The sequence below is a fragment of the Bacillus sp. S10(2024) genome, assembly GCF_050473865.1.
In the GTDB taxonomy this organism is placed as follows: domain Bacteria; phylum Bacillota; class Bacilli; order Bacillales; family Bacillaceae_G; genus Bacillus_A.
In genome coordinates, this window is record NZ_JBFLUR010000002.1 from 2,026,591 (window position 1) to 2,043,614 (window position 17,024).

At 35.2% G+C, this 17,024-nt stretch carries 17 protein-coding genes and 1 riboswitch; of the genes, 2 read left to right on the forward strand and 15 right to left on the reverse strand.

Annotated features, from left to right (window positions below; genetic code table 11):
• The 9 genes from AB1280_RS10430 to AB1280_RS10470 form a co-directional block, all read right to left on the reverse strand.
• Complete coding sequence (locus AB1280_RS10430) at positions 1 to 234, reverse strand: DUF3961 domain-containing protein (protein WP_272189546.1); 234 nt, start codon at positions 232 to 234, stop codon at positions 1 to 3.
• Positions 235 to 892: 658 nt separating this feature from the next.
• Entirely contained in the window at positions 893 to 2,176 is a 1,284-nt protein-coding gene (gudB, locus tag AB1280_RS10435) for an NAD-specific glutamate dehydrogenase (RefSeq protein WP_272189549.1), read from the reverse strand.
• A gap of 248 nt (positions 2,177 to 2,424) precedes the next feature.
• Complete coding sequence (locus AB1280_RS10440) at positions 2,425 to 3,030, reverse strand: genetic competence negative regulator (RefSeq protein WP_272189550.1); 606 nt, start codon at positions 3,028 to 3,030, stop codon at positions 2,425 to 2,427.
• Positions 3,031 to 3,107: 77 nt separating this feature from the next.
• Positions 3,108 to 4,007 (reverse strand): MerR family transcriptional regulator, encoded by a 900-nt coding sequence (locus AB1280_RS10445; RefSeq protein ID WP_429755771.1) that lies wholly within the window; start codon positions 4,005 to 4,007, stop codon positions 3,108 to 3,110.
• A 26-nt stretch (positions 4,008 to 4,033) separates the two neighbouring features.
• On the reverse strand, positions 4,034 to 4,810 hold the full coding sequence (locus AB1280_RS10450; RefSeq protein ID WP_429755772.1) for a metallophosphoesterase: 777 nt from the start codon (positions 4,808 to 4,810) through the stop codon (positions 4,034 to 4,036).
• Between the two features lie 186 nt (positions 4,811 to 4,996).
• Positions 4,997 to 5,494, reverse strand: a complete 498-nt coding sequence (locus tag AB1280_RS10455; RefSeq protein WP_429755773.1) for a LysM peptidoglycan-binding domain-containing protein — start codon at positions 5,492 to 5,494, stop codon at positions 4,997 to 4,999.
• Positions 5,466 to 6,080 carry a CPBP family intramembrane glutamic endopeptidase gene (locus AB1280_RS10460; RefSeq protein WP_429755774.1) on the reverse strand — a complete coding sequence of 205 codons (615 nt, stop codon included), beginning with the start codon at positions 6,078 to 6,080 and terminating at the stop codon, positions 5,466 to 5,468. The genes AB1280_RS10455 and AB1280_RS10460 overlap by 29 nt, the downstream gene beginning before the upstream one ends.
• Positions 6,080 to 7,606 (reverse strand): RecQ family ATP-dependent DNA helicase, encoded by a 1,527-nt coding sequence (locus AB1280_RS10465; protein ID WP_429755775.1) that lies wholly within the window; start codon positions 7,604 to 7,606, stop codon positions 6,080 to 6,082. Before AB1280_RS10465 ends, AB1280_RS10460 begins: the two co-directional genes overlap by 1 nt.
• Positions 7,596 to 8,657 carry a helix-turn-helix domain-containing protein gene (locus AB1280_RS10470; RefSeq protein ID WP_429757328.1) on the reverse strand — a complete coding sequence of 354 codons (1,062 nt, stop codon included), beginning with the start codon at positions 8,655 to 8,657 and terminating at the stop codon, positions 7,596 to 7,598. Before AB1280_RS10470 ends, AB1280_RS10465 begins: the two co-directional genes overlap by 11 nt.
• Positions 8,658 to 8,884: 227 nt before the next feature.
• Between AB1280_RS10470 and AB1280_RS10475 the strand changes: the two genes are divergently transcribed.
• Entirely contained in the window at positions 8,885 to 9,133 is a 249-nt protein-coding gene (locus AB1280_RS10475) for a ferredoxin (protein ID WP_017152544.1), read from the forward strand.
• A 322-nt stretch (positions 9,134 to 9,455) separates the two neighbouring features.
• Here AB1280_RS10475 and AB1280_RS10480 read toward each other — a convergent pair whose 3' ends face one another.
• The gene (locus AB1280_RS10480; RefSeq protein WP_272189559.1) at positions 9,456 to 10,034 is read right to left on the reverse strand and encodes an ECF transporter S component; all 579 of its coding nucleotides are present in this window, start codon (positions 10,032 to 10,034) and stop codon (positions 9,456 to 9,458) included.
• 164 nt (positions 10,035 to 10,198) lie between these two features.
• A riboswitch (FMN riboswitch) is annotated at positions 10,199 to 10,335 on the reverse strand.
• A gap of 439 nt (positions 10,336 to 10,774) precedes the next feature.
• On the opposite strand from AB1280_RS10480, the gene AB1280_RS10485 reads away from it, so the two are divergent.
• Complete coding sequence (locus AB1280_RS10485) at positions 10,775 to 11,461, forward strand: hypothetical protein (protein WP_272189560.1); 687 nt, start codon at positions 10,775 to 10,777, stop codon at positions 11,459 to 11,461.
• Positions 11,462 to 11,493: 32 nt separating this feature from the next.
• On the opposite strand, the gene AB1280_RS10490 is transcribed toward AB1280_RS10485, so the two are convergent.
• From AB1280_RS10490 to ccsB, 5 genes are all read right to left on the reverse strand, one after another.
• A complete protein-coding gene (locus tag AB1280_RS10490) occupies positions 11,494 to 12,108 on the reverse strand; it encodes a peptidoglycan DD-metalloendopeptidase family protein (RefSeq protein ID WP_429755776.1) in 615 nt (204 codons plus the stop codon).
• Between the two features lie 84 nt (positions 12,109 to 12,192).
• Positions 12,193 to 12,774, reverse strand: coding sequence for a cob(I)yrinic acid a,c-diamide adenosyltransferase (locus AB1280_RS10495; protein WP_429755777.1), 582 nt, complete (start codon positions 12,772 to 12,774; stop codon positions 12,193 to 12,195).
• A 185-nt stretch (positions 12,775 to 12,959) separates the two neighbouring features.
• Positions 12,960 to 14,696: an ATP-binding protein gene (locus AB1280_RS10500; protein WP_429757329.1), complete on the reverse strand. Its 1,737-nt coding sequence runs from the start codon at positions 14,694 to 14,696 to the stop codon at positions 12,960 to 12,962.
• Between the two features lie 32 nt (positions 14,697 to 14,728).
• Entirely contained in the window at positions 14,729 to 15,445 is a 717-nt protein-coding gene (gene resD / locus AB1280_RS10505) for a DNA-binding response regulator ResD (protein WP_272189565.1), read from the reverse strand.
• Between the two features lie 415 nt (positions 15,446 to 15,860).
• The gene (gene ccsB, locus AB1280_RS10510) at positions 15,861 to 17,018 is read right to left on the reverse strand and encodes a c-type cytochrome biogenesis protein CcsB (protein WP_429755778.1); all 1,158 of its coding nucleotides are present in this window, start codon (positions 17,016 to 17,018) and stop codon (positions 15,861 to 15,863) included.
• Positions 17,019 to 17,024: the final 6 nt, after the last annotated feature.

Here is a 17,024-nt window from a genome sequence, read left to right on the forward strand (position 1 = left end):
TTATGAAAACAGAAAATCCATCATATTTGAAACAAATACCATAAATAATAGCATACTTACCACTACAGTATAGAAACCATAAAACCAAATTTCATCCTGCTTCGTTTCTAAACCAAAAAAACGATTCACTGTATGTAAGAAGGAAGATCCTTTCACATCCTTCTTACGTAAACTTTCAACTCGCTCCACTACATGTGTTGGCATCATAAAACGTTGTTCTGCAGTCGTTTTCATTAAAATCTCTCCTTTATAATTAGCAAATGCTTCCCATCAATGAATAACGAATAAATTTCTCACTGTGGAACTTTCACTTTATTCCCGTTTTTCTATCTAAGGAGAGTATAGCACGAACGTTCCGGTAGAACAAGCGTTCTTTTTTTTTTACAAGTTCATGTAACTCACAATCAATACAACGATTGCGCATACACCTGCAATGAGTGGACCGATAATAAATATTCCGAATAATAGAGAAGCAAGTGCTTCTCCTAGCAGCTGAAGAGGCGATATTTTTCCTCTAACTTCTTTTCTAAATTCATAATTTGTTGTTCTAATTCAACCACTCGTTTCATTAGATCTACTTGCACTATGCTCCCCCACTTTCCCTTATCACCTTTTCTAAATTGCTTCAACTAACCATCAGTAGAAAAACGAATGCAACTTTCACTTGATCTTGCAATCTAATTACGACAAAAAACCGCAACTTCCTTTGAGGAAATTGCGGTTTTCATAATCAATAATCGGTTTATCCCGCATTAACGGGCAGTAAAACCCCCACCTCAAGATTGAGAGAAAATCGAAGAAGATAGGGGGGATAACTGCCCGTTAAAGCCCGATTGGTTCAACTAACCATCAGTGGGGGATGAAGAAGCCCCCCGCTGATGGAAGTTTCACTTTATACCCAGCCTCTGAAACGACTTGCTTCTGCCATTTTACGAACCCCAACCATATAAGCTGCTAAACGCATATCCACTTTACGAATTTGCGCTGTTTCGTAAATAGAATCAAACGAGCTTACCATTACTTTTTCTAAACGAGCTTCTACTTCTTCTTCTGTCCAGTAGTAACCTTGGTTATTTTGTACCCACTCAAAGTAAGAAACTGTTACACCGCCAGCACTTGCTAATACGTCTGGAACAAGTAAAATGCCACGTTCTGTTAAAATTTTCGTTGCTTCTAACGTTGTAGGACCGTTTGCTGCTTCTACAACAATTTTCGCTTTAATATTTGCTGCATTTTCTTCTGTAATTTGGTTTTCAATAGCAGCTGGAACTAAAATATCACAATCTAGTTCTAATAACTCTTTATTTGAAATTGTATTATTGAACAATTTCGTTACTGTACCGAAGCTATCACGACGATCTAATAAATAATCAATGTCTAGACCGTTTGGATCATGAAGTGCACCGTAAGCATCTGAAATCGCGATTACCTTTGCTCCCGCATCGTGCATAAACTTCGCTAAGAAGCTACCTGCATTTCCGAATCCTTGTACAACAACACGTGCACCTTTAATATCAATATTACGTTTCTTCGCTGCTTCACGAATACAAATTGTTACACCTTTTGCAGTCGCTGTTTCACGTCCATGAGATCCACCTAATACAAGTGGCTTCCCTGTAATAAATCCAGGTGAATTAAATTCGTCAATGCGGCTATATTCATCCATCATCCATGCCATAATTTGTGAATTTGTAAATACATCTGGAGCTGGAATATCTTTTGTTGGCCCTACAATTTGACTAATTGCTCTTACATAGCCACGGCTTAATCTTTCTAACTCACGGAAAGACATTTCACGTGGATCACAAACGATACCACCTTTACCACCACCGTATGGTAGGTCAACAATACCACATTTCAAGCTCATCCAAATTGAAAGTGCTTTCACTTCATTTTCCGTTACATTCGGATGGAATCGAATACCACCCTTTGTCGGACCAACAGCATCATTATGCTGAGCGCGATATCCTGTAAATATTTTAACAGTTCCATCATCCATACGAACTGGAATCTTCACTGTCATCATACGAATCGGTTCTTTAAGTAATTCATATACTTCGTTTGGATAACCCAATTTTTCTAAGGCTTCTTTAATAACAATTTGCGTCGAATTCAACAGTTCAAAATGTTGTTCTCTTTGTTGTGTTTGTGTTTGAGCTCCCTTTTCGGCTACCATAGTAAGTAAACCCCCTGTAATTTCACTTGTTTAGTAAACCTTCATTGCCTAGTATACACTCTTAAAATAGGAATGCAAGAGAAAACGCTAACAAATATATGCAAACGTTTTTTATTTTTGCAAACGTTTTCAATATCATTATAGTATTTATGTTGTTTTTAGAAAAGCGAAATACGTAAAAAGTTAATATTTTTTTATATAATATAATGTTTAAATACTTTATATAAAGAAAACCTCAACTATATCACTTAGCTGAGGTTTTCTTTTGCGATAAAGTATTTGTGGATTTGTTTAATTGCGTCATTCGCCATAAGCTCTTTTCCATATTCCATCATTCGATAAATTGTAATTGTAGAAGAGCTACCAAACTCTGCTAAAATAGCAATCATATCTTCTTTCAATAACGTAGTTGTCTCTTCTTCTAACCATAAATAAAAACGGTCTTGCCAACCATAAAGCTTTCCGCCTGTAACTCCAAGACTATATAAACGCCCAGCTAATGCAATTATATCTTCTAACGAAGTAAATTCGTATAATATATGCTCACTCTCATCAAGAGTAACTTGCATTTCAATAAATTCATCTTGAAATTCTTCTTCCGTATCTAACTCTTGATTTTCTTTTGTAACAATAACAACCATACCTTGTGCCTGTAATGAGAACACTTCCACTGCAATTGGACCATCCGCTTCAAAGCCGAGCTCTTTATTTGCTTCTTGCATCATATCTCGAAATAGTTGTTGTACTTTAGGAGCATTTTTCCATAAATCTTCCTTCGTGAGCCCACGTTCTGACAAATCATCGAACGTTAGAAAGATTTTTATTTTATTATAATTTAAACGTTCCAGCCTCATCCCGTAACCTCCTTACGCAACCGTTGCATCTAATTTTTATTATATGAAACAGAAAATAGATGGTTCTCTTCGAACAACTATTCTGACATTTTTAACCATTCATCCCACTCTTCTGTCGTATCCCCAACAAACAAATTACAAATCTCTTCTTTTTCTTCATTACAAGCAAACCTAAAAGCAAAACCGCTAAGTCCGATAGAAAGATTTTTATATTGCTCATGCAATCTCTTTGCAAGTTGAACACTTCCCATTATATTTTCTTGCATTGTACAAGAAATAAACAGCAATTTAGGATTTACTCGTGTAATTACATCATGAATGCCGGCTTCTTCCATGCCTGTCCCAATATAAATTGTTGGATAACCTTTTCGGCGTAAATATGTTGTAAAAATAAATAATTCGAGAGCTTGTATTTCTCCTGGAACACATATAGAAAGCACCTTCGATGTTCCTGTATTCGCGGGTATACTATAATAAATCGCTCCTATACGTGATTGTAAAAGAGAAATTGCATATTGTTCCTCTGCACTAGTTATTTTTTCATTCAAGCGTTTCTCTCTTAACTTGACCAGTAATTTTATGAACACATCTGTAATCACTTTCTCTATAGAAAAAATGCTAAAAGCTTCGTTCAATAATTCGAGAGCTTGTATTTCATCAAATTTTAACAAAGAATACAAGATATCGTCTACTAAAAGTTCTACTTTATTATATTCTTTTTCTAATAAATTGTGATTTTGTAATTGATTATTTTCTAATAAACTTACTGCTTGTCCAATGGTAAAACCTTGATTCAGTTTATTAATAAGCCATTTAAAAATTTGAACATGTTCTTCCGTATATAAACGATGTCCAGCATCATTACGCTTCGGTGTAATGATTTGATATCGCCTTTCCCAAGCCCGCAATGTTCCTGGATGTATCCCGAGCATATTGGAAATGGCTTTAATATTATATTTACCGGTTGAATTTGGCATATATCTTCCCACCTTAAAAAACAGCGTCAATCTTTTCTTCGTAATGTAATCAAATGCGTTTGTGCAGGAGCTCGAAACCGTAATGGTACAAATGTTGTTCCATAACCATTACTTACAAACAAAGTTGTATGTGGATATTCATAAATGCCACCTTTCAAAAAACTTGTAGCATGAAATAACCGAATTTGTCCACCGTGCGTATGACCACTTAGTATACAGGAAATACGTTCCGTTCCATTTAATTTATATAAAATATCAGGATTGTGGCTCACAAGTATGCGGAAGCCCTTTTCTTCGCAATCTGCTAATGCTAAATCTAATCGATCACGCTTCAAACCCACATCATCAACACCTAGTAACCATATTTTTTCTCCAAGCTCCGATTCAAATAAAGTCCCTGTATTGTCTAAAATTTTCACGCCATTTTGAAGAAGTAACGCGTCTAATTCGTGAAAATCAATTTCATAGTCATTATTACCCCAAACAAAATATACTTGTCCAATTTCATTTAACCGTTTAATATTATCAGCTACACGTGATAAAGGTACTCCTCGTTCCGCTAGATCCCCACCTATAATAACAAGATCTACTTTTCCTTTTACTTTCTTTATTAAAGATTGAGATACCACTCTTCTGTGAATATCTGAAATAAAAAAAATTCGAACTTCTCCAAAACTAATTGGAAAATTCGCAAATGTTATGGTGTGCTCTACCAATGTATCACGTATCGCTTCTCTATACATCATAATAAAACAAACAATTACAATACATATAATGAAACAACCTAACACTACCCATGTCATACTCTTTCCCCATCTTTCTTCTTAACAGAATATAACTACATCAATTTATGAAGAGAGAACAATAACTTTCTGTAAAAATAAGATTGATACGACAGAGCAGTTATCCCCCACCTCTCTTCTTCAAATTCCTCATAATCATGAGCTGGGGGGCTTACTGTCTGCGAATAGCAGGATCAAATTTCCTTTTTACTTGTTCTGTTCTGATTCTGTCTTCTTCGGAATTTTCAACACCTGTCCTGGCTCTAATTCTCCTGCTACTTCATTGTATTTCTTTATAATTGCTATTCCATCTTCGTTCGGAAAATATTTCTTTGCAATCTCTTCCAAAGTTTCTCCTTCTTTTACTGTATGAAACTGAAATGTCTCTGATGAGGATGACTTTGATTCATGATTTGTTTTCTTTTTCGAATTGTAAAAAATAATTTCAAATGCACTATGTTCAGAATCAGCACTTGATTTCCCGTTTTTTTCTGCAATATAACGCTCCGTATACCACAAAATCCCAATCGGAAGAAGGATAAACAATACTGTTAAAATCCGAACAAAAAAATGCTTTATTTTAAATTTTGATTTTTTTTCTTTTTTGTCTTTATGAACTTCACTACGCGGCGGTAAACCTTCTATTTCTGTTTGCGTTGACTCTTCCATATTCTCTTCAAACTCTGTTGTCTGCCTCGTCGTCATCTTGGTCACCACCATCTTTCGTTTGATTTCTTAATTGTAACCCCATTATGAAATCGACTAAAAAATGCGCAAAAATTGTAATTAATAAATTCCCTGTATATTGAAACACATAACCAAATACAATACTAATCAGCAATACAAAACAAAATAAAAACGGCTTAGTAATATAGCGAACATGTAAAACGGCAAATACCACACTCGCAAACATTAAACCAAAATATGTTTGTATCACACCACGAAATAAGAATTCTTCTGCTGTTCCAATTAAAAGAGTAACAGCCAACACTTGAAAAACAGACATACCTTGAAACATACGATCATTGATTCCACCGTCATCAAACCACGATTCGGGAAAAAGATGCATTGCAACATAATCCAACAAAATAATAATACAAGCTACTCCTCCACCTATAAAAAAAACAGATGAAAAATTCCAGGACCACAAATCCCAAAATGTATCCATACTCGGAAAGAATGTATACGCTAATAGTATTCCCACACATATAACAATTGCTTGTGTAATATATAAATTCAGTCGGATTTCTTTTGGGCTTATGTCTTCAATACTTTTCTTACGTATATCCATCATTCCTTCCCTCTAAATCCGAAAAGCAATTGTAACTCTGTTTCCCAATTATAGTCGAAAATAGGTTGTCTCGCTTGCTTTTTTTTATAATCTTCCATATGAATCCCACAATGATTACAGCAATTTTCCGGCTGTATTTCCTTTGCATATCCAAATTGGGAAAGAATTGCTTCTCTTTTACAATCTGTTCGCCATATCCATTCTTTCATCGTTTCTAGTTGGCCATATTTATTATTAAGCCGCGTTCTCACTTCTGTAATCAATTTCTGCTCCGCCTCATCTGACAAGAATTCAGTCATCAATTGTCTTTGTTGTATGATTTTCATTTTTTCGAAATGATATCGAATAAATCTCCAGTATTGTTCATTTAACCCCGCTGCATTATAGCAAATATCTTCTATATCCTCTAAGGATAACGCTTTCGTTTGTGACGTTGTTTCTCGCAATAAAGAAAATAAAAAACGAATTTGTTGTTCATTTGGTAATTCTTCTTCAATAATGGAGAGCGGCAAATCATGATCAAGCGGGCTACATAACAAAATAGCAATGCTCGGTTCTCCATCACGGCCTGCTCGTCCAATTTCTTGTAAATAAGATTCTATATTGATTGGATAATGGAAATGAATAATATATCGTGTATTTTGCTTATTTACTCCCATACCAAATGCACTTGTACAGACAACAATTTGCAGTTGATCGTTCATAAATTGTTGCTGAATTAACATCCGTTCTTCGTGTTCCATTCCCCCGTGATAATATGCAACATCATCAATACCTTGGTCTCTTAAATACGCTGCAAGGCGTTCAGTCCAAGCCCGGCTTGAACAATAAATGACCCCAGGCCCTTGTAAATATTTCACATAAGATAATAATGATTCTTTTTTCTCTTGAATCGTTTCTACAAATTCGATTTTCATAGCGATATTAGGACGATCAATCGAATATAAGTGCTGCTTCACATCTTTCAAATGTAAGCTTTCGATAATATCTTGTAATACTTCTTTCGTAGCTGTCGCTGTTAAAGCTAGAACGGGTGGGTAACCCATTGATGCAATAACTTGATCTAGCTTTTTATAATCTGTTCGAAAATCATATCCCCATTGAGAAATACAATGTGCTTCGTCCACAACAAATAAAGAAATATGAATTTTTCGTAGTTCTTTTAGCAACATATCTGATTGCAACATTTCAGGAGATACAAATACAAATTTATAGGAACGCAACTGCCGCATCGCTTCTTTTTTTTCTATTATTGTCCGAAAGCTATTAAGAGCTATAACTTGATTTTTCACTATATATTTTAATTGTGTAACCTGATCTTCCATTAATGACAATAATGGCGAAACAATCAGTACCGTTCCATCTTGTACAAGACCTGGCAGCTGATAACAAAGCGATTTTCCGCCTCCAGTTGGCAACATCGCTACAACAGAGTCTCCCTTTAATAAATCTGCAACGACTTCCTTTTGCCCAGGGCGAAATGTTCGGTAGCCAAACCACTGATATAAAATATCTTCAAGTCTCATGTAATCCCCCTACTCGCGCTAATACAAGACGAATCTCAAAATAGGAAACATGCTCTCCGGCAGCTTGTTTTAATATTCGCAGCTTCCGTGTTTGTAACTTCTCAATCATGTTCTGTATTTGCTTCATTTTTTCTTTTTCTATAAATTGCTCCACCTGAAATTCTTTCTCACGTAATGCAATTTCTACAATGTGATCTTCAATTGTTGCAACTTTCAATTTCCTTATCCGCGCAATTTCTTCCATATTTCTTCCTTGTTTCCATAATTGATACGTTTTTTGTGTTGATATACTAAATAAATCTGCTTTTTCATTTGGATACGCAATGATTTCTGTTAACAATGGAAACTGTTGCTTATGATTGTGCACTTGTTGAATGATGAAATGAATTGTTCCCCAAAATAAAAAGTATATGCGAAGTGCCTCTTGCTTCATCATATCTCCAAGCTGATTTGTTGTATAACCAATACGTCGGTACCCTGTGAGACGGTACACAAAAATTGTTGCTTCTAAAGAAGTCACATTTTTTAATATTAAACTTATTTCTTTATATAACTGTTTCGCTAAATGTTCTCTTGAAACAGAGGAGCTCATAATAAATCGTTTTACCCATATCGTAATTTCTGTATCTTGTTGAATTGGAGTAAATTTCACATATTGTTGTTGCAAATTTGATACAGTTTGTATAATTAAGGATAATCTTTTCCAAAAACTCTCTCCAAGTTCACCGTATTGCAGGCCATGTAAATGTTTCGGGAAATAGAATGTTTTCTCCCATTCATTTAATTGTTTCTCTCCTACTTCAGATAAAATGTAAGTATTTTCATGTACACATGTAATAAGTTGTGCGTTTAATAATGTTTCAATCTGTTTATCATAATCATGACGTCTTAAAGATTTATATACACCAAATAAAAAAGAAAGATAAAACATATTCCCATCCTGAAATGTTTGTGAAGAACGCTTTCCTTTTAAAAGGTGATAAATGGAAGAAACTGTCCGTTCACCTTTTAATTGCTTTAAACAGTATAGTACAGTATATTGTAGCTGCAATGCCGCTTCCATCCTTTCACTCTACTTCTACTTCCATTGTAACAAAATGCAACTTATTTAGATATTTTAAAAACACCATGAATGACTAAAGAAATTAGTTGACAATTTTAATTGATAAGCATTATCATTATAATTTTGTATTGAAAAGTTATAAAAACCGTTTTACAATAGGATTAGAATTTTTATCAGTGTTTTTTTATACATATTCTCGAGGAGGTAATTCAAAGATGGCAAAATATACAATTGTTGATAAAGATACTTGCATTGCATGTGGAGCTTGCGGAGCTGCTGCACCAGATATTTATGATTACGATGATGAAGGTATTGCATTCGTAACATTAGACGATAACCAAGGTATCGTTGAAATTCCAGACGTATTAATCGATGATATGATGGATGCATTTGAAGGTTGCCCAACAGATTCTATTAAAGTGGCAGACGAAGCATTCGACGGCGACGCATTAAAATTTGAATAGTCTCCAGAAATAACCCTCAAAAAATGAGGGTTATTTTTTTAATTAAAAAATAATTCCCCTTCTAAACAAATGAAAACCTCTCAGCAATCAGACTTTTACAGAATAAAAAGGCATTAGCAGAAAAATATCCACTAATGCCAAATCTTCTATTTATCCCGCTATTCGCGGGCAGTCATACTCCCACCTCAAAATTCGGCGAAAGCATTGTCCAGTTCCAGTGGCTAGAATGTTCGGTGGGAGATAAACTGCTGGCATGCACCCAATTGGTGAGGGCTAATAATCAGTGGGGGATGAAGCCCCCCACACTGATTAAAGTTTCACTTTATGCATTTTCCATTTTTGCAAACACCCATACTTTTAATCTGGAAAATAAAGGAACAAAAACAATTGTTACGATAATTCCTTTAATTAAATTAAAAGGTAAAATTGCCACCACAATCATTTGACGCATTGCACCGCTAGACATAGCAGGTTGACCCAAGAACCAAGTGTATGCTGGTAAAATGATGAAATAATTTAGTACACTCATAATAAGTGTCATACAAATTGCACCTAACATCAATCCAGTTGTTAAGCTTTTAATTGTGCGATGTTTACGGAACAAAATAGATGCTGGAAGAATAAAGAGACATCCAGCGATAAAATTCGCCACTTCCCCTACTGGCACTCCCGTTAAATTTCCATGGATGACATAATAAAGAACGTTTTTAATCGCTTCTACAATTACACCTGAAAGCGGTCCAAAAATAATTGCTACAATTAATGCTGGAACATCACTAAAATCAATTTTCAAAAACGGTGGTAACCCTGGAAATGGAAAATCCAACATCATTAGCAAATACGCAATGCTACTTAGCATCGCAATGCTCATCATTTTCACTACACTTTTCTGTTGTTTCATATTTCTCTCTCCTTTTCCATCGATCATCTCATGGAAAGTGGAAAGGTTCTGCTATGCCCAAATATTCTACCATGAAAAAACCCTTTGCATCTGAAACGCAAAGGGAGAAATTTTAGGCACATCAAATAGACGTTCAAGTACTTATCTTTTTTGAACGTTTGAACCTCCATCTTCTCCCATCCAGACTGTACTGTCGGCTTTGGAATCGCACCAAATCCTGCCTTAACGGCTCGCGGGCTTAGAACAAATACATGTGTTCATCACCGCCGGTCGGGATTTTCACCCTGCCCCGAAGATAGACCGATATTCTATTTTCCTCATCATTATACAACAACTTTAAAACAATGTGAATGAAAATGCTTCTTTTTCATTCACATTGTGCAACACTTTCCGCCTCTAAATAGAACAAAACATGACGACTTGTACTCACTTTCTCATTTTGTTTTCATCCCTGCATGTGACAAAAAAGCTCTGACTATCTCTAATCATATCCAAATCCTCTAGCCTATCTGAAAATACGGGATTTTTTAATTATTATTTATATACTTCTTATTAAACTTTATATAGTCAAATCTTAATAATTGTATGACATTCTAACGACTAGTAAATAATATGACAAAAAAGAACGTTTTTTCGTGTTTGTCCCTTAATGTTGGTAATTCTCTAGCCATTCATATGTGAAAGTGATAATATATGATATTGTTAAGAAAACAGCATTTTCTTACAATGGAGGAAATGTCATGAGTAAAGAAAAAAAACAATCAATTCAAGAAGTTATGAAAAAAAATCTTCGTAAAGAATATTTCTATTTAAAAAAAGAATTACTGTTCTATTGTCCTGTTGACTCAGGAAAATTCTCAAGAGATACATATTATGCTGCCTTTGATAAACACGGAATTAGCATATACCAATATGATAAAAACTCAGACAGTAAACTAAAGCTTTGCGAACGACACCCATGGAAAAGCTGGAAAAAAGTCAAAATCGATCATTATTTAACAAAAAGCCAGTTCGTCTTTCAGGGAGAGCGAAATTGGATCCTTTCTTTGTTTCATCAAGGAAAAAAGGCAGAAAAAATCATTCAAACTAATACATCCTTAGAAATAGAGATTGTTTCTAGACCATTTTTAAAAAAACTGCCAGGTTACCGTTCTAACACAACATTAAATATGTATATTGGAACAATTTGCTACACTGCACTAATTGCGTTTATATTAAAAATTATTGTTCCATTTCCAGTCTTCCAAATCGCCTTGTATTCACTATCCCTCGGCTGTATGTTTCTCGGTCTACTTTGTTTAATTATCGGCCTTATTGAACCTACTATCGTCTTATTTAGAACAGAAGAGAAAACAAGAGCGAAAGTATTTTATTATTATAGCTATTTAGCTATTGCCGGATTTATTTGCCTCTTTATTTTTTGGTAACAAGCGAAAGAGCTAGCCTTCCTAGCTCTTTTTCAATTGATATGTAATTTTTGCGACGGGAAAATATTATCTTTTTGTAAGTGATTTTTCACTTTCAATTCTCCAACAGTTGTGCCAAACTTCTTAGCAATACTCACTAGTGTATCCCCTTTTTGTACAACATATACAGAGGCAGATGCTACCGTATTTTGTTTTTCCCCAAGCATTTGCAACGGATTAACCGCATATGTTTTCGCTATCGTCCAAGACCCTTTATGAATTTCTAAATGTAAGTGCGCACCATTGGATTGTCCTGTATTCCCTACCTGTCCTATTAATTGCCCTTGCAAAATCTCTTCTCCCTCTCTCACAAGTCGTTTATTCATATGTGCATATACAGCTTCATAATCTCTATGTTTAATAAATACAACATGACCATAACTGTCAGAAAAGTAAGATTTCGTTACAACGCCATCTTGCATAGCTACAATTGAAGTGCCTATTGGTGCAGCAATATCAATTCCAAAATGCTTTCCATTTCTCGTTCCAAAGTAATCACTAATACGTCCCTCTACTGGCCACGTCCATTGTTTTTCTTCAGCAGCACCTTCTGCTTGTCCTATAAAAAAAACACAAAAGAAAAACAATATAATCTTTAAAGCTCTCATTGTAAATCCTCCGTTTTCTATAATCAACCACACTTTTTCTATTGTGGTTGATTATAGAAAAAAGTATACAAAAAAAGAAAGAGTCTATTTCTCTTTCTTTTCTACCTCATCTCGAAACACAATCGCACTTCTTTCATATTCTACATCATTTACATGAGAACGAGCATTCACAACTCTCGCAACTGCAAATAAATAATCCGATAATCGATTTACGTATTGTAAAACATGTTCATTTATCTCATCTTGTTTCTTTAAAGAAACGATGCACCGTTCTGCCCTTCTTGTAACAGTACGAGCGACATGAATAATCGCTGCTCCTTCACTACCTCCTGGTAAAACAAAACGTTCCAGCGGTGGTGCTTCTTTTATATATACATCAATTCTTTCCTCTAGAAAGGTGATGATATCCTCCGTTACTTTATACGGAACTTTTTTCTTTACAATCGCTAAATCCCCACCGCAATCAAACAACTCATGTTGAATTTTTTCAAGTTCTTGATAAATGTCTAGAAATAATTCACCTTGCAATCGTGACATTGCATGCCCAATAAACGAATTCACCTCATCAAGTGTTCCGTATGCCTCCACACGCAAATCATCTTTATCTACGCGTCCTCCAATAAGACTTGTTCGGCCTTTATCTCCTGTTTTTGTATAAAGCTTCATACTTTTCCCCCTTCTCTTATGTATTTTTTACTATACAAATATTTCTGTTGCTAACCAAGATGTAGAGAAAATAGACAAGAGATACTTGCCTTGAAAAATTCAATTGGCGTTCATTAAAGAATACAGTCCGCGCTGCTCACGTTTTCACTTTATGAAAAAAGCTTATCAAAAAGATAAGCTTTTCATCATACTTCTGATGGTAAATATACAGAGAATGTTGTACCTTTATCTACTACACTCGACACTGTTATTTTACCCTCATGTCCTCGCACAATATTTTTTGCAATTGCAAGCCCTAAGCCTGTACCACCTGCTTTCCCGCGTGTACGAGCTTTATCTGCTTTATAAAAACGCTCAAATAAGAACGGAATATCCCCTTCTGGAATACCAACTCCAGAATCTGAAACTTCGAATACAATTCCGTTATTTTTTTCATCAATTATAAGCGATACTTTACCGCCAGTATTTGTATGCCTCAACGCATTATCAATTAAATTTGTTAACACTTGTTCCATTCGATCAGGATCAAAAGAATGCTGCATTATGGAAGTTCGAAAATCAACGAGTAATTGTACTTCTTTTTCCTTTGCTATTCCTTGAAACTTCCGTGCAATCTTTTCCACAAATGGAACGACATCTACCTCTGATATATGTAATTCTACATGACCGCTCTCCATTCGAGCTAAATCTAATAACTCATTCACAAGACGCCCTAATCGGACAGATTCATCATAAATGATTTGCACAAATTCATGCACTTCTTCTTTCGTCTGAACAATGTCATCTAAAATTGCTTCGCTATATCCTTGCAGCATAACCATCGGTGTACGTAATTCATGCGAGACATTTGCAATAAAATCTTTTCGCATTTTTTCAAGACGGCGCTCTTCTGTCATATCACGAAGTACCGCAACAGCCCCTCGAATCTTTGTCTGATTGTATAGCGGTGTCATCAATACAACATAATTTCCTTTTTCTAAATTAATTTCCACAACTTGCTCTTGTTCACTTTCTACAACTGAATGGAACAATTCAACAAGCTCAGATGGTAAACTTACACTTACCTCTGTCTCTTTTTCTTCATGCCATACTTGTAAGAAACGCTCTGCTGGCGGATTAATTACAACAACTTCTCCTTCTTGATTTAACGTAATAACACCGTCGGCCATACTGCTTAAAATGCTAGAAAGCTGTTCTTTTTCTTGCTGCAGAGCATTCATATTAAACTTCAATTGTTTCCCCATTTGATTTAAAGCTGTTGCCAATTCACCGATTTCATCTTGCGAAACCATTGGTACCTTCGCATCAAATTTCCCGCGCGCTACTTCAAAAGCTACTTCACGCATTTTACGAAGCGGCGCTGTAATCCGGGTTGATAAGAAAAACGCAAAAAATGTTGTTAAAATAATTGCAATTCCCGCAGATAAAAAGATAAAATCTGTCGATTTCTCTATTCCCTGTTTTGGTACTTGTAACGATTGGTATACAAAAACTGCACCATCTTTTGATGATTTTAGCGGAACACCAACGACCATAATATCATTTTCATGATTCTTCTTGTTTTTTTCATCTGGGACGCTTTTTGTTTTTTGTACCTTTTTACGCTCTGTAAATACAGCTTGCAACTCTTTGTCATGTTTTAAATCATCTAATGTTAATGTTACCAATCCTTGTTGAGTCGGAGAAGCAGATACTTTATCATCCTCTTTAATAATGATAATACGCGAAAGCGGGTCAGCGAATTTATATGCGATATGTTCTATCGTCTTTTCATCCGCCCCCTCTTCTATTAATTCAGAAACGCTCGTTGCAACATTTGTCAACCTCGTTTCTCCCATCGCCACATAATAATTGTCGAAAAACTGAGAAAGTAAAATAGCGACAAATCCCAGTACGAAAGAAACAAGGAGTAAAATGGTCATCCATAACTTCCCAACAACACTTTTCCAAAGCATCAATCGTTCACAACCTCAAACTTGTAACCAACACCCCATACTGTTACAATCATTTTTGCTGCATTTGCTGATTTTTTACTTAATTTCTCACGTAAACGCTTTACGTGCGTATCAACCGTACGTAAATCACCGAAAAATTCATACTGCCATACTTCTTTTAATAATTGTTCACGGTCAAACACTTTATCTGGTGCCTTCGCTAAAAATAGTAATAATTCATATTCTTTTGGTGTTAAATTCACTTCTTCTCCATCCGCTGTAACACGATGTGCATCATTATCAATTGTTAAGTGCGGGAATACAGTAACATCTTTTGTTGTTGTATCTTGCGTAAAGAATGTTGTTGTAACAGAACGACGGAGTACAGCTTTTACACGCAACACCACTTCACGTGGGCTAAACGGCTTTACGATATAATCATCTGTGCCCACTTCAAATCCTTGCACTCGATTTATTTCTTCTCCTTTTGCCGTTAACATAATAATTGGCGTTGCCTTTTTCTCACGAATCCCTTTACAAACTTCAATACCATCTTTTCCAGGCATCATAATGTCTAAAAGAATAAGATCATAATCATTTTGCAATGCTTTTTCTAAAGCCGTTTCTCCATTGTCAGCTTCATCAATGATGTACTGCTCTCTCTCTAAATACATTTTTAACAAACGACGGATACGATCTTCATCATCTACAATTAAAATCTTTAGTTCATTTTCCATGGCTATCCGCTGTACACATATACGTCACAACGGTTCACACCTACCTTTCTTCAATACAGTCAAACTTCCCTTATGAGAATTAGTTAAATTAATAGGACACATGCTAGCCGTAATTTCCTGTTAAAGTGAAATAACTTTTCACAAACAAACCTCGCCACGATTGGAAAGTTCACCTTTGCATTATGTTTCACACAAATAACAAAATATGTTCATATTTTTCCCAAAAATATGTATTTTCTCTGAACTATACAAGTTGTCCTCGACATCATTTTACAAAATCACTCCATACTTTGTCATGTTTTTCTCAAAAAAGAAAAGAAATTAACAAAATTAAAATAGGAAAGTGACAGTCACCTTCCTATTTTATACCGCAATAATGAACTACACAATAAAATTCGTTGCACTCCAATACTTGTTATGCATACGAATGCAAACCTGCAATCACTAAGTTTACTACTACAAAGTTAAACATAATAATTGCAAAGCCTATTACTGCAAGCCACGCTGATTTTTCACCATGCCACCCTTTCGATAAACGTAAATGTAAAAACGCTGCATAAAAGAGCCAAGTAATAAGTGCCCAAACCTCTTTTGGATCCCATCCCCAAAAACGCGTCCATGCAATTTGTGCCCATATCATCGCAAATATTAATGCACCTAATGTAAAGACTGGGAATCCGATTGCGACAGAGCGATATCCAATTTCATCAAGTAATTCACTATCAACTTTCTTTACTGCAGGTTGTATCGCTGCGGCTATTCGTTTTCGTAAAATTAATCTTAGGAGAATATAGAGCCCCGTTCCTACAAATACTGACCAAATCACAGTGTTTAATTTTTTCGCATTGATAATAGCTGGAGTTTCTATTACTGGCTCAGATTTATTAGCTGTAACTAACTTTCCTTCATGAGGTCCGACTAAAGCAGGTAAATTATATACCATTTCTGCTTTCTGCTCATCTTTATTCACCCATTGAAACTTCGCTTCATACTTTGCACTTGAAAAAGCAGTTGTCGCTACTATAAATCCAATTACACAAACAAGCGAAAAAATAACTGCTTCGAGCCAAAATGTTTGCTTGCTTTTTTTTGACTGATCTATATTTTTTAGTAAATATATAACACCAGTAATAAAACTAATCGATAAAATAGCTTGCCCAGCCGCTGCTGTTGTTACATGAATATGAAGCCAGTTACTTTTTAATGATGGAATAAGCGGTGTAATTTCTCTTGGAAACATACTTGCATAGGCTATTAGTAAAATAGCAACTGGAAGTGCAAATAAGCCAAGTATACTTGTCCGATACATAAAATAAATAATAATAAACGCACCGACCATCATCATCCCAAAAAATGTCCCAAACTCAAAAAAATTACTAACCGGTGCATGTCCTGATGCAATCCATCTCGTTATAAAATAAACTGTCTGAGCAGCAAAGCCTAAAATTGTGATGGTGATCCCGATGTTTGCCCACTTTCGTCCTTTTTCTTTAATCGCTCCCCCAAAGAACAGTGTTGCAATTAAATACAATACGAAAGCAGTAAATAAGAAATTACTACTTATTTCGACCATACTCTC

Coding starts and splice junctions, on each gene's coding strand:
- AB1280_RS10430 (WP_272189546.1), bottom strand. CDS start 234: ATGAAAACGACTGCAGAACAACGTTTTATGATGCCAACACATGTAGTG.
- gudB (WP_272189549.1), bottom strand. CDS start 2,176: ATGGTAGCCGAAAAGGGAGCTCAAACACAAACACAACAAAGAGAACAA.
- AB1280_RS10440 (WP_272189550.1), bottom strand. CDS start 3,030: ATGAGGCTGGAACGTTTAAATTATAATAAAATAAAAATCTTTCTAACG.
- AB1280_RS10445 (WP_429755771.1), bottom strand. CDS start 4,007: ATGCCAAATTCAACCGGTAAATATAATATTAAAGCCATTTCCAATATG.
- AB1280_RS10450 (WP_429755772.1), bottom strand. CDS start 4,810: ATGACATGGGTAGTGTTAGGTTGTTTCATTATATGTATTGTAATTGTT.
- AB1280_RS10455 (WP_429755773.1), bottom strand. CDS start 5,494: ATGACGACGAGGCAGACAACAGAGTTTGAAGAGAATATGGAAGAGTCA.
- AB1280_RS10460 (WP_429755774.1), bottom strand. CDS start 6,080: ATGGATATACGTAAGAAAAGTATTGAAGACATAAGCCCAAAAGAAATC.
- AB1280_RS10465 (WP_429755775.1), bottom strand. CDS start 7,606: ATGAGACTTGAAGATATTTTATATCAGTGGTTTGGCTACCGAACATTT.
- AB1280_RS10475 (WP_017152544.1), top strand. CDS start 8,885: ATGGCAAAATATACAATTGTTGATAAAGATACTTGCATTGCATGTGGA.
- AB1280_RS10480 (WP_272189559.1), bottom strand. CDS start 10,034: ATGAAACAACAGAAAAGTGTAGTGAAAATGATGAGCATTGCGATGCTA.
- AB1280_RS10485 (WP_272189560.1), top strand. CDS start 10,775: ATGAGTAAAGAAAAAAAACAATCAATTCAAGAAGTTATGAAAAAAAAT.
- AB1280_RS10490 (WP_429755776.1), bottom strand. CDS start 12,108: ATGAGAGCTTTAAAGATTATATTGTTTTTCTTTTGTGTTTTTTTTATA.
- AB1280_RS10495 (WP_429755777.1), bottom strand. CDS start 12,774: ATGAAGCTTTATACAAAAACAGGAGATAAAGGCCGAACAAGTCTTATT.
- AB1280_RS10500 (WP_429757329.1), bottom strand. CDS start 14,696: ATGACCATTTTACTCCTTGTTTCTTTCGTACTGGGATTTGTCGCTATT.
- resD (WP_272189565.1), bottom strand. CDS start 15,445: ATGGAAAATGAACTAAAGATTTTAATTGTAGATGATGAAGATCGTATC.
- ccsB (WP_429755778.1), bottom strand. CDS start 17,018: ATGGTCGAAATAAGTAGTAATTTCTTATTTACTGCTTTCGTATTGTAT.